Origin of the sequence: Citricoccus parietis (assembly GCF_042433045.1) — a bacterium.
GTDB lineage: Bacteria > Actinomycetota > Actinomycetes > Actinomycetales > Micrococcaceae > Citricoccus > Citricoccus parietis.
Genome location: NZ_JBHLWH010000009.1, coordinates 68,765 through 81,363 on the forward strand (window position 1 = coordinate 68,765; position 12,599 = coordinate 81,363).

At 65.2% G+C, this 12,599-nt stretch carries 12 protein-coding genes; all 12 read right to left on the reverse strand.

Annotated elements, in window-relative coordinates:
* Positions 1 to 10 precede the first annotated feature (10 nt).
* A complete protein-coding gene (locus tag ACFFIO_RS02690) occupies positions 11 to 811 on the reverse strand; it encodes an SDR family NAD(P)-dependent oxidoreductase (protein ID WP_378040077.1) in 801 nt (266 codons plus the stop codon).
* Positions 808 to 1,230 carry an aconitase X swivel domain-containing protein gene (locus ACFFIO_RS02695; protein WP_378040078.1) on the reverse strand — a complete coding sequence of 141 codons (423 nt, stop codon included), beginning with the start codon at positions 1,228 to 1,230 and terminating at the stop codon, positions 808 to 810. Before ACFFIO_RS02695 ends, ACFFIO_RS02690 begins: the two co-directional genes overlap by 4 nt.
* Complete coding sequence (locus ACFFIO_RS02700) at positions 1,227 to 2,501, reverse strand: aconitase X (RefSeq protein ID WP_378040079.1); 1,275 nt, start codon at positions 2,499 to 2,501, stop codon at positions 1,227 to 1,229. The genes ACFFIO_RS02695 and ACFFIO_RS02700 overlap by 4 nt, the downstream gene beginning before the upstream one ends.
* Positions 2,498 to 3,865 (reverse strand): FAD-dependent oxidoreductase, encoded by a 1,368-nt coding sequence (locus ACFFIO_RS02705; RefSeq protein WP_378040080.1) that lies wholly within the window; start codon positions 3,863 to 3,865, stop codon positions 2,498 to 2,500. Before ACFFIO_RS02705 ends, ACFFIO_RS02700 begins: the two co-directional genes overlap by 4 nt.
* Complete coding sequence (locus ACFFIO_RS02710) at positions 3,862 to 4,641, reverse strand: alpha/beta fold hydrolase (RefSeq protein ID WP_378040081.1); 780 nt, start codon at positions 4,639 to 4,641, stop codon at positions 3,862 to 3,864. Before ACFFIO_RS02710 ends, ACFFIO_RS02705 begins: the two co-directional genes overlap by 4 nt.
* Positions 4,641 to 5,453: an ABC transporter ATP-binding protein gene (locus tag ACFFIO_RS02715; RefSeq protein ID WP_378040082.1), complete on the reverse strand. Its 813-nt coding sequence runs from the start codon at positions 5,451 to 5,453 to the stop codon at positions 4,641 to 4,643. The genes ACFFIO_RS02710 and ACFFIO_RS02715 overlap by 1 nt, the downstream gene beginning before the upstream one ends.
* A gap of 6 nt (positions 5,454 to 5,459) precedes the next feature.
* The gene (locus ACFFIO_RS02720) at positions 5,460 to 6,230 is read right to left on the reverse strand and encodes an ABC transporter permease (protein WP_378040083.1); all 771 of its coding nucleotides are present in this window, start codon (positions 6,228 to 6,230) and stop codon (positions 5,460 to 5,462) included.
* A gap of 3 nt (positions 6,231 to 6,233) precedes the next feature.
* The gene (locus ACFFIO_RS02725; protein WP_378040084.1) at positions 6,234 to 7,091 is read right to left on the reverse strand and encodes an ABC transporter permease; all 858 of its coding nucleotides are present in this window, start codon (positions 7,089 to 7,091) and stop codon (positions 6,234 to 6,236) included.
* Positions 7,081 to 8,706, reverse strand: coding sequence for a dihydroxy-acid dehydratase domain-containing protein (locus ACFFIO_RS02730; protein ID WP_378040085.1), 1,626 nt, complete (start codon positions 8,704 to 8,706; stop codon positions 7,081 to 7,083). Before ACFFIO_RS02730 ends, ACFFIO_RS02725 begins: the two co-directional genes overlap by 11 nt.
* An 87-nt stretch (positions 8,707 to 8,793) precedes the next feature.
* Complete coding sequence (locus tag ACFFIO_RS02735; protein WP_378040086.1) at positions 8,794 to 9,777, reverse strand: ABC transporter substrate-binding protein; 984 nt, start codon at positions 9,775 to 9,777, stop codon at positions 8,794 to 8,796.
* A gap of 241 nt (positions 9,778 to 10,018) precedes the next feature.
* Positions 10,019 to 11,314, reverse strand: coding sequence for a glycine cleavage T C-terminal barrel domain-containing protein (locus tag ACFFIO_RS02740; RefSeq protein ID WP_378040087.1), 1,296 nt, complete (start codon positions 11,312 to 11,314; stop codon positions 10,019 to 10,021).
* 90 nt (positions 11,315 to 11,404) lie between these two features.
* Entirely contained in the window at positions 11,405 to 12,436 is a 1,032-nt protein-coding gene (locus tag ACFFIO_RS02745) for an ABC transporter substrate-binding protein (RefSeq protein WP_378040088.1), read from the reverse strand.
* Between the last annotated feature and the right edge of the window lie 163 nt (positions 12,437 to 12,599).

A 12,599-nucleotide genomic window follows, 5' to 3' on the forward strand; every position in this document is an offset into this window, starting at 1 on the left:
GGGGCGCTCGTCACAGCTCGTCTGCCCTCACCTGTGACAAGACGGTGGCCCCGCCATCGACCCGCACCACCGAGCCGTTCATGAAGGACGAGTCGTCCGAGGCCAGGAGTACCGCGAGGCCGTGCAGTTCACGGGTATCCCCCCATCGGCCAAGCGGGATCGAGCGTTCCCACAACCGGGTCTTCGCGGCAGGGCGCTCGACACGCCCCCCGATGTTCGTGTTGAACGGGCCCGGCGCGATGATGTTGATCCGCACTCCATACTTGGCGAGTTCCAGGGCCGCCTGCGTCGCCACCGCATGAACGGCAGCCTTCGAGGCCGCATACGCATAGCTGACCAGCGGTTCGGCCCTCAGGCCCGCGGTCGATCCGGTGACGATGATCGAGCCGGCATGGTTTCGCTTCATATGGGCGGCCGTCCTCTGCAGACAGAAGAAGAACCCGGACAGATTGATGTCCAGCACCTTCCGCCAGGTCTCCCGATCCAGGGCGTCGATCTCGCCGTCAGCCGTTCGAAGGCTCGCCCCGGCGTTGATGCCGGCGTTGAGGAACGCGGCGTCGATTCGGACTGTTCCATCCAACTCGCCAAACACTGAGTCGATCGCGTCCGCATCGTGGATATCCGCAACGTGGGTGGTGACCTCGACACCCTCGCCCCGCAGTTCCTCCGCGACCTCGACCAGATGCGCCTCGTCGCGATCGATCAGATGCAGGGCAGCTCCTGCCCCCGCGCAAGCGCGGGCATATGCCGTGCCGATTCCGCTGGCCGCTCCCGTGACAACCACGGTCCGGCCGATGAGATGGTCCGTCATATCTGTTCCCCTTCGCTCCACACCGTTAGTGTCTCGTGCTCGATTCTGGCCCAGCGCCCGTCCAACAGATGCTCCCTGACGGACGGGTCGATATCGATCAGTGCCGGTACTCCCAGTACGGCGAGTCCCAGCGCCAGCTTGCTGTTGATGGTCTCCGTCATGATGGCCGCGGGCGCAGTGCCCTGCAGCTTCGCAATATGGAACTGCCCCGACCATCCGGACGACCCCTTGGCCCCCGGCATGACCACCACCTTGCCTGCCAGGATGGCGCCCCGTTGCGGATGACTGGTCTCCACGATGGCCCCCGTGCCTGGGTCGATGCCGCCCCAACCGGAGATGGCCCGGGTGCAGACGAGGAGCTCGCCCTCGGCGACGCCGTCCACCAGCACCCTGCCCGTCCCCCTGACCGCCGCCGTCATGCGGACCACCGGCCCTTGACGGCCGCTTCGATACACATTGCCGTCGAACCGAAGCGGCCCTCCACTCCGGCGATCGCCGGCAGGTAGTGCGCCTGTTTCGCGGAGTCCGTGGCGAACCGCCTGGTGCCAGGCGGCAGAAACTGGCCGATGGCCGGGCAGGTGTCGGAGAGCACCTTCGCGCCGGACCGCTCGATGGTCTCGAGCCAACCGCTGCGCTCGGCCACATCTCGGAGGGCGCTGGCGGTGAACACCCACAGTGCGACGTCGGGGGAGATCGTTCTACCCTCCAGCAAAGCGGCGACGTCGCGCAGCTGGTTCAGCGATGCGTGCGGGCAGCCGATCATCACGAAGTCGATGTCGGTCCCCGTCGCAGTGGCGTTGAGCGCATCCACCGTCTCGGTGTATTCCTTCTCTCCGAAGTGCACCGTTTGGCGCGGCTGCCGTCCCCCGAAGGCCTCTTCAAGGGTGTGCGCCTCTGCCGTGATTCCGGGAATGTGGTACAACTCGACATCTCCAGACGACGCCGCCGCCGCACCGAACTGCTTGAGCGAGACCGGGTCGGGCGACAGCGGGAACGACGAGGAGAGCGCCGGGACCGAGTCCCCCAGCACTCCGCCGAGGTAATACCCCAGCACGTTCCAATCGGATGTCGTCTCGATTGGCCTGTCCACGACCAGCAGGTCCGTTGCCCGCCGGTTCTCGGTGATGTGCAGTCCGGCGTAGGGGATGCGGCCGGTGAGCATGGCCGCCGCCGAGGACTCCCGTCCCTCCGTGTTCGTGCGCGCCCCGAGGACGGAGTTGATGTAGACGACTGCGGAGGACTCCATCCACGCGCAATGCTCGCCCAAGCGCGGGTTGTTCCCGACCTGATACGGGGTGCACGTGTTGAGGATGCTCACGCCGAGGGAGGCCAGGTACTGCTCGCTCGCGCTGGCCTCGGCGTGGTCGGCGTCGCTCAGTCCCTGTAACCGGTAGTGTTTCGAATCCCGCGGGCCGATGAGTTGGCAGCTATGGGCGCGTGCCATCGGCACGTCCAGCGGCTTGTCGGAGTTCAGCGAAAAGCGGGAGAACAAGCTCTTCGGATCGGTGCTGCCCAGCACTTTGCTGTGCCGCTTGCCGAAGATGTTCGCCCCTGCGACGTTATCGGTAAGGACGAGACGCTCCGCGCCGAGGATTCGTCCGTACTCCATCAGCGTCTCCATCGCGGCCGCGACCGCCTCACCGGAGTCACCGGCTGCCATGGCCTTCTCTTCATCCGTCAGAATCATCATTTGTCCACCGATTCCTTCATGTCTTCCTTGACCTCAAGGATCGCCTCCTGCTCGGCCAGACGCGATTGGAGCTTCGCGATGTCCACCGAGGCGGCGCTGACACCGTCTTCCAGTGCGATGGCTGCCGCGACGCCGGCGGCATGCCCCATGGCGAAGCACGGCCCCGAGACACGTGCGGCCGAATGGCCACCATGCGTCATCGAGGCGCCGCGGCCGCCGACGAGAAGGTTCGAGACCGCCGGTGCCACCATGATCCGGTAGGGCAGTTGGCTGTATCCTCGCGGGGCGTCCCCATGAGGCCAGCGGATCTCGACGTTCCCGTCGACATGTGCCTCGACGGGCCATCCGTTGATGCCGATGGCGTCGTCGAAGTCCACGCCGCCTAGGACGTCCTCCTCCGTGAGCTGATAGGCGCCCACGATCCGCCGGGTTTCGCGGATCCCGATTTCGGGTCCGATGTCGACGATGTAGGACCGTTCGAAGCCGGCGTGGTTGTCCCGGATGAACTCAAAGACCTCCTGGGCCTGCTGGCGTCCCTGGATCTCCCCCGCACTGAGGTCCTCGATCCTCGTGCCGTCCAGGGCCAGCCCCTCCGGCGTGCGTAGCTGGGTCGCGTTGGCGCGCCACTCGATGTCATCGCGTTGCGGCCTCACGATGGCCCCACGACGGGGGAACGGCTCCCGTCCGGCCGCCACTGCCGCGTCCATCATCTGGGGCAGCGTCTTCCACGCCGCGCCCGCCCTGGCGCCGTCCACGTTGTTGATGCGGAACATCGTCGACGGGTAGAGCATCTCGTTCGGCGGAGACTTCTCGAACTCGGCGCCGGACCAGTAGGCCACGTCCGCATCGCCCGAGGCATCGATCACGAAACGGGCCCGGAGCGCGAATCGCCCTTCCTTCGTCTCCACGATGACGGCGTCGATATGCGCGTCGTCCTTCATCAGAAGCCCGACGGCGAACGTGTGGAAGAGGATCTCCGCACCGGAGGCAAGAACGAGTTGGTCGGCAGCGAGCCGGTAGGCCGGAATATCGTAGGCCTGGGCCATGATCCGGTCGGCGAAGGAGAGATGGGGGCGGCGCAGGCCACCCAACTTGTCGATGCGGTCGAGCAGTTCCGGGACCATGCCGCCGACGGTCCGGACGTGTTCCCCGTGGACGTTCGAATGCAGGCCGCAGAAGGTGCTCAGCCCGCCGGCGGTACCGGCACCACCGAGGAATCCGCTGCGTTCGATCAGCAACGACGACAAACCCTGACGCGCCGCAGCTGCTGCGGCCATGATCCCGGTGGGCCCCCCACCGACCACGAGCACGTCGACTTCCCTGAAAACCGGTATCCGCCGGGCGGTTTCGGTGACAAAACTCATGATTGTGGCTCCTCGGAGAGATCGATGGCGAGATGAATGGCGGCGAGGACCTCTGCCGGGTTCTCGGCCGGGAGCAGATGTGCTCCGCTGACACGCCGCAGCGCGGCTTGCGGCATGGCTTCTGCAAGTGCCGCGGAATTGCTCGGGTCGACTGCCAGGTCGCCGTCGGCGGAGAGGACGACAGCGGGCACTCGTACTCGACCAGCAGCCTCCCGCACATCCAGATCGGCGATCGCACGACAGGCGGCTGCGTACCCGGCGACGGGGAGAGACCGAAAGTCCCGGCGCACGGCCTCGACGACGTAGGTATCAGCGGACTCGCTGAACCACCGTTCGTGGAGCACCGTGGCCAGCGGATCCAGTCCGGATGCCCCGACGGCTTCGGCCCGGTCATGCCAGAACGCAGGGGAGGGCTGTGCCATGGGGGCGTTGACCACCACCAGCGCACGAATGAGTTCCGGGTGATCGGCGGCAAGCCGTACGCCGATCGCGCCGCCGAGTGACACGCCGCAATACACGACGGGTTCCTGTGCCTCCCGGAGAAGCAGTTCCTCGGATGCGCGGACCAGGTCATCGAACGACTCCGGCGCACCGTGTTCTGTGTCGATTCCATGGCCGGGGAGTTCGTAGGTGATGGCGCCGAAGTCCTCGCCGGCGGCCTTCAACAGAGGATTCCACATGCTGGCGGTAGTGCCCAGCGAGTTTCCGTAGGCCACCACGGGTCGCCCCGGCTCGTGGCCGCCGGTGGCACCCGCTCGCATGACGCGATCGCCCATCACTTGGCCGCCGTCACGGCATTGGCCTTGGCCTTGGCGCGCTGGATTCCTCCATAGACCCGTGCACGCAAGTCGGCGAATCGCTTTTCCGAGCGGGTCTCGACCTGGGATCGCTCCGCGCCGAGGTCGACCCTGACATCGTCGAGGACGAAGGTCGGTGACGAGGAAAGGACGATGACGCGTGTTCCCAGGTACACCGCCTCGTCGATGTCGTGGGTCACGAACAGCACTGTGAGGGAAAGTTCCTTCCAGAGGCGTAGCACCAGGTCCTCGAGGTCGGCGCGCGTCTGGGCGTCCACAGCAGCGAAGGGCTCATCCATCACCAGCACCTTCGGCCGGTACGCCACTGCGCGGGCGATGGCCACACGCTGCTGCATCCCGCCGGACAACTGCCAGGGATAGAGATCCGCCGCATCGGCGAGCCCGACGGCTTCCAGGGCTTCCCTGACACGCCGTTCCCGTTCCGCCTTCGGCGTCTTGTTCTCGCTCAGCGGCAGTTCGACGTTGCGCCCCACGGTCTTCCACGGAAAGAGACTCCGGCCGTATTCCTGGAGGACGACCGCCATATCCGCGGGAGGTGACGTCACCTTCTTGCCGTTGATCGACACCGAGCCCGATGTCGGTTCCAGCAGGCCGGACAGGCATTTGATGAACGTGGTCTTGCCCGCTCCCGACGGGCCGACGACGCAGGCGAAGTCACCGGCGGCAACGTCGAAGTGCAAGTCACCGATGGCTTGTACGGTGCGGGTTTTGGAGAAGTAGGTCTTGCTGAGATGGTCGACGGCGACCATCGAACCGTTGTTGTCGGTCATGACAGATTATCCTTCTTTGAGTTGACGCGACTCGTGGTACCACCCGAGTGAGCGTCGTTCCACGAATTCGAACAGCATCGACAAACCGAAGCCGATCAAGCCGAGCAGGAGCACACCGCTCCACATCTCCGGCATGGCAAAGCTGCGTTGGAAGAGAATGATGGCGGCACCGAGTCCGTCGGTTGCAGCGAACATCTCGCTGATCACCATGAGGATGATGGCGATGGAGAGGCCCTGGCGGGCACCCGCGAAGATGCGTGGCATGGCCCCGGGCAACACCATGTGCCGCAGACGGGAGTGCCAGCGAAACTGGTAGCTCTGACAGGTCTCGTCCAACACCTCGTCGTGGCCGCGCACGCCATCCACGGTGTTCAGCAGGATCGGCCAGATCGAGCCCACCACGATGACCCAGATCTTCATCTGGTCACCGAAGCCGAGCAGCAGGATCAGCACGGGAACCAACGCCGGCGGGGGAATCGCCCGGAAGAACTCGAGCACCGGTTCGGCAGCTGACCGGGCCCGCCAGGACATCCCCAGGGCCAGACCAATCAGAATCCCGACGACGCAGGACAGGCCGTAGCCGGCCAGTAGCCTGCCGACGCTGGGCAGCACATCGGTGAAGAGCCGTTCGGAGAACCACAGTTCGCCGAACTGGGTGAGGATCTCCGCGAGCGGCGGAAAGTAGAAGCTCGACGAGAACGAACTGCCGACGAGCCATACCAAGAGCACGACGACAGGCACCGCCAACATCTCATATGCGGACTTTGCGATACGCATCAGTCAGTTCTCCTTTGCGGCGTTGCGAATCATCGGATGCCACCACAGCAGACGCTTTTCGGCGACCCGGGCGAGCTGGTTCACGGCGAGCCCCATCAGGCCGGAGACCAGCACGAGGGCGTACACGGTGGAGGTGGCACCGGACGTCTGCGCGACGGTGATGCCCTGGCCGAGGCCGACGGTGCCGATCACCATCTCGCCGGTAATGGCCAGCACGAGCGCGATGGAGGCCGCAAGACGGACCCCGGTGAAGAGAGGCGGCATGAGGCTCGGCCACTGGACGTGCCTCATGTAGCCCCATCGGGAGAAGCGATACGAGCTCGCGGTGTCCTTGGCCACCGAATCGAGGTCGTTCAGGCCGAAGAGCGTCTGCAGCAGCATCGGCCAGACCGCGGCATAGGTGATCAGCACGACTCCCGACTCGAACTTGGTGCCGAACAGGAGGATCACGGCGGGGATGAGCGCGACTGACGGGATCGGCCGCAGGAACTCGACCATCGAACGCGTGTACCTTTCCACCCGAGGGAACGTCCCCAGGAGGAAGCCCAGTCCGACGCCCACAACCGTGGCGACGACGAGCCCGATCGCCCACGTGCGCATGGTGCTGACCACGTACGTCCAGAAGCGGCCGGTCGTCATCTGCTCGCCGAGTTCGGACAGGACCGCGCTCAACGGCGGAAAGCTGCCACTGCCGCTGAGCCGGGGGACGAGTTCCCAGGCGAGGATGAGGAGCAGCACGCCGGGCAGCGACCACATCCTCTTACCCCAGCCGGCACCGTTCCGAGCAGATCGTGCCGGGGCCTGGGCGGTCGTCGTCGGGGGCGCGGCAGAGGTGGCCGCCTCGCTCTGATCAATCGCCATGGTGGATTCCCCTTCCCGTCGAGCAACCGTTCGCGGCCGCGACGCCGCACATCACGGCTCCACAGGCCAAGGGGGTCACAACTTCGCGGTAGGTATCGAGAAGCCCGTCGGTGCGAACCGCATCGACCGGTTCGAAGGCCGGACGGGCCATGATCTGGTCTGCGGTGAGACGTGCATCGACGGTTCCCCGGTCCAGGTCGATGTCAATGAGGTCGCCGTCCTGCAGGAGGCCGATCAGGCCTCCCGTGGCCGCTTCGGGTGAGACCTCTCCCACCACGATGCCCTTGTTGACGAGCCCGCTCAGCTGTCCGTCCGTGACAACGGCTACCTGGTCACCGAGCCCGGATCCGTCGAGCGCGAAGACGAGCGCCGACGCCATGCCCATGCCCGGTCCGCCGACGAGTCCGATTCCCCGGAGGACCACGACGTCACCGGCGTTGACGATCCCGTTGGCGAGCGCCTCGATTCCCTCTTCGCGTGAGTGGAAGATGCGGGCGGGGCCGCTGAAGGAACGGGCCCGTTCTTCCAGGACGGGGAGCTTGACGATCGCGCCGTCGGCTGCCAGGTTTCCCCGCACGATGCGGATCGACGGCTGGTCCGACATGGGCGAACCGTACGGGGCAATGACGGAGCCGTCGGCGGCGGGGGCGGCCTTCACGCAGTCCGCCAGTGTCCCCCCGTCAACGGTCAGGGCGTCCAGGTGAAGTTGGGGTGCCAGTTCGCGGAGCACCACGGCTGCCCCGCCGACGTCTTCGAATTCCTCGACACGGCTGGGTCCGTTCGGACGAACGGCCGTCAGTACCGGGACCTTGGGGCCGAGTTCGCGGAACAGCCGCCATACGTCCACCGTCAGGCCGGCCTCGCGGGCGATGGCCTGCAGGTGCTTCACGGAGTTGATGGACGCGCCGATCGACAGCATCACGCGCACGGCATTCTCCACGGATTCCGGCGTGATGACCTGCCGCGGTGTGGTGTTCGTCTTCACCAGACGAGCCAGCGCCGCAGCGGAGCTGGCCACCGACTGCCACATCTTCGCGCTGTTGGCCCGGACGGGGGTGGATCCCGAGACGGCCATGCCAAGCGCCTCGGCCGCGATGTGCATCGAGTTTGCGGTTCCGAGGCCGGCACAGACGCCCGGGCCGCGGATCGCGTCCTCGGACAGCTCCATCAGGTCGTCGATTCCGCCGTTGCCCTGGGTGCCGTGCGAGGCCCGGAGGAAGACCTCTTCGATATCGGCGCCACCGTCCTCGTTGAGCGCGTTGCGTTGGTAGCCGCACGAGACGATGACGGTGGGGATGTCCAGGCGTCCGGCCGCCATCATGTGTGCCGGTGCGGTCTTGTCACAGGAACTGAGGCAGATCATCCCGTCCAGCTGGGCGCCTTCGACGATGGCTTCGATCGAGTTGACGATCAGGTCACGGCTGGGCAGCACGTAGCGCCCGCCGCGGCCGGCGCTGGTGATGAAATCCGACGGGGCGATGGTGCTCACCTCGAACGGCAGCAGACCTTCGTCCCGGAGATGTTGCTTGAGCACGGGCACGATGTCATCCAGATGGCTGAAGCAGGCCGCCATGTCGGATGACGAATTGATGATGGCAACCTTTGGACGGGACATGTCCTCGTCCGTGTGCCCCAGGGATCTCCATTCCGCGCGGCGTACAGCCCAGCGCGGGGATCCCGGTGTCAGATCACTCCTCAAGGGTCAGCCTTCCGGTGTTGCGATGAGTTCGGCCGGATCCACAGCGGTTTCGATGAGGTCGTATTCCAGCGCGTATTCGTTGAAGAGGTCGACGGCTTCGGCCGATATCTCTGCGTCGTAGGTCGGCAGGATCATCTTTGCGGCGACGTCTTCGTCGAGCTCGGTGAACTTCAGGAGCTGCTCGCGGACCTCGTCGGGGTGCTCCTGCGCGTAGGCGAGGGACTCGTTGATCGCGACCTGGAGGTCGGCGAACAGCTCCGGGTTCTCGTTGAGCTGGTCTTCCGACGTGTAGTAGGCACTCGTCATGATGCTCTCGGTCGACATGGCCTGGTACGGCGAGGAGATGGCGGGGAAGCCGGCCTCGATGGCAGCAGTGCCGAAGGGCTCCGCACCGACCATGGCATCGATCGTCCCGTTCTCCAGGGCCGTCAGGCTTTCGGCGAAGGGAAGCTCGATGAACTCGACCTTGGACGAGTCGCCCCCGTCGGCATCGACGCCGATCTTTCCAAGCATCTCTAGCAGGCTGCCGAGTGCGTTTACGCTGACCGTTTTTCCCTCAAGGTCCTTGGCCCCGGTGATTCCGCTGTCCTCGGGGGCATGGATCATCGTGACGTCTTCGCCTTCGACCCCGGTGGAGCTCGAGCCGGAGCCGATGATCTTGACCGGCAGGCCCTTGTCCTTGGCTTGGAGGATCGAGGGCATGTTGCTGAAGGCGAAGGTGTACTCGCCGCTCATGACCGAGGGCAGGAGGGCCGCACCGCTGGCCCCGACGTTGATGTTGAGGTCGATGCCGTTCTCGTCGAAGAACCCCTGCTCCTCGCCGAGGTAGAGCGCCGCGACATCCACCACCGGGATGAAGCCCGCGTTGACGGTCATGGGCTCATCGGGCGAGCCGGTGCCTGCATCGGCAGAACAACCGGAGAGGCCGACGGCCAAGGCACCCGCGCCCAGCATGGCGGCGGCGCGGATAGTAGATCTCTTATGCATGTGCATCCTTTCGCGATGTACGCTGTGCGTTCAGATAATCGCAATGCGTGATGGCGACAACAATAGATGCCGTACGTCACATGCACAAATTGTGGCCAGGGTCTCTACCGGCATGATGTTCAACGGATGCCGGCCCCGGCGCGGTGCTCGTCTTCGCATCAGTGCACTCCGGACACAGCAGTGTGGGCGGAGATCTCAGTTGATCTCCGCCCACACGGTGCACTCGGGGTAGATTGCCGAACTATGGGGCTGTGGATTGGTGGAGGTCTCCCCGCGACCGGTCCTGTTTGTAGGGTGCCGACTGCACCATGGCCCTCACGGACTTCTGCCGGTGCCCCGGCGCACCCCACACCACGGTCACCTCGGTGCCGATCTCGGCGTGGTCGACGTCGACGGTCGCCAGGGACAGCATCTTGCGGAAGAAGTAGCTGTAGCCGCGCGAGGTGGTGGTCCCGACCAGTTGGCCGTTGATCTCCACCCGGTCCGCCCACATGTATCCGCGCTGGTCACGGGGCATCTCCATGAAGTCGTAGTGCTCGCCCTCGCGCAGAAGGGAGTTCTGGATGTCGGCGACGTCGTCGGCATGCCACACCAGGGTCCGCAGCACCCGGTGCGGCCGGGCCTTTTCCGCCGCGAGCGCGTCGGCACCCAGGTAGCCCCTGCGCTGGGTGGTGACAACCTTGGCCCACCCCAATTCGATCGGGCTCCGGTAGTAGTCGGAGGGCTCCTGGCCGTCGAAACTGCCCGCGATGTAGGCGGGCTGGGCGAACGAGGGCATGGAGGAGAGGAAGAAGTCCATGTAATCGGCCATGTCCGCATCGAAGATGGCCGGGATGTAGTCGGTGGCGATCGTGGGGTAGGACGCCTCCAGGTGGTTGATCATGGCGATCCGCCCACCCATCTTGCGGATCCCGTGTGGCTTACCGGCATCGAGCACGGCCTGGTAGACCTCCTCGCTGAACTCCTTGGGTCCCTGCAGCTCGAATCCCACTTCGCCGGACATGCCCTGGCGCAAGGCGTACACGTCGTGGCCGGCGATCGTCACGGGGACGGCGTGCATGTACTTGGCCTCCAGCAGTTTCTCGGAGTCCGTCAGCGCCTGCAGCACCTTGATGGCGTTGGGGCCGGACACCTGGAACATGAACCAGTCTTCCTGGCTGACCTTGGCGTTGTAGTTGCCGCGGTCCAGGTTGAAGGACAGCCAGTAGCCGCCGCGGCCGTGGACCATGTAGTCCTCTTCGCCGAACTTCGTCAGCACGCCCTCGTGGATGACCTTGCCGTCCTTGTTCGTGTGGATGGCATGCTTGGACTGGCCGATTTCAAAGGTCTCGAAGTTGTTGACCGTGTAGTCCGAAATCAGCTGTAGGGCGTCCGGGCCGGTGAACCGGTGCTGCCACAGGAAGGACCAGTCGCCGATGTAGCAGGTCTGTTTCCACGAGAGGCTCTCGTCCATCCAATCGGTGTACTCGGGTAGTCCGAAGCGGCTCCAGGCGTACCCCTCGGGGCCTTTGCGCATGTCCTGGACGGTGATGCTCATACTGTGATCTCTCGATTCGGTCGTGGTGGGCGTGGTGGCCGTGGTGGGCGTGGTGGGCGTGGTGGTGATGGGCGTGGAGCAGCGGCCTGGCTATCCCGCGTCGGCCAGGACCACGTCGTCGACGCTGAGATCGCCTTCGAGCAGCCCGTCCTCGGTACTGATCTCGATCAGCCGTTCCAGGGAGTCGACATTGACGGCGTCGATCCATCGGGGCAGGCGCAGGACCTGGGTCACCTCGGGTGGTATGGAGGTGTAGGTCTCCAGGATGGCGCGGGTCTCGTCGGGATTGCTCTCCGCATAGGTGGCCGATTCGGCCATGGCGTCTTGGAACGCGGCGACCAGATCGGGGTCCTCCTCCGCCAGGGCGCCTGTGGAGAAGTAGGTGGAGGCCATCAGATCAGGCGAGACCTCCATCCAGTTCCAGAACACCGGGCGCATCGACTCATCAAGGCCGCTCGACAGGAACGGCTCCACCAGGAACGCCGCATCCACGGTTCCTTGCTCGACGGCAGCCACCATGTTCGGGAAGGGCATCTCCACGAACTCGACCTTGGAGGGGTCACCGCCATCCTGACGAACGGCTTCCTTGACTGTCGAGTCAGAGATGTTGTTGAGGGTGTTGACTGCCACGGTGCGCCCCTCGAGATCCGCGGCGGAGGAGATGTCTGCATCCGGTAGGACCATGGTGGCGCCGTAGTCGGTGTCCTCATCGCCCGTGCTTGACCCACCGGGGGCAATGACCATGACGTCCAATCCGCGGGAGGCCGCGACGAGGACGCTGGTCGGGTTGCTGAAGCCGAAATCGAACTGCCCGCTGGTCACCGCCGGGATGATGGCAGCGCCGCCCTGCGCGGTCTCCAGGTTCACGGTCAACCCGTGATCCTCGAAGATCCCCTGTTCGATGCCCAGGTACAGGGGTGCAACGTCGACCAAGGGCATGACGCCCACGGTGATCTCCTGCAGTTCCGTATTGTCGGCGGCGCCGTTGCCGCCCGACGTTTCCGTGGCCCCAGAGGTCGCCGTGTTTCCGCCGGTGTTCCCTCCGCACGCCGTCAGGGCGAGCGTGAGGACGGCCGTGGCCGCCAACGCCGCTTGGACGCGTGCACGATTGAAAGTACCCATGATTCCACCTCTACTGTGCCGAGTTCCGGGACGGGATCCGCTGCGCGGGCTCGAGGACGGGACGGTTCCACCGGTGTGTCGAGGGTGTGACATGTCCCGTCAGGAGGTCCAGGAACTTCTTGGATGTGATGCAGAGCACTCTGATATCGAGGTTAGGTGCGAA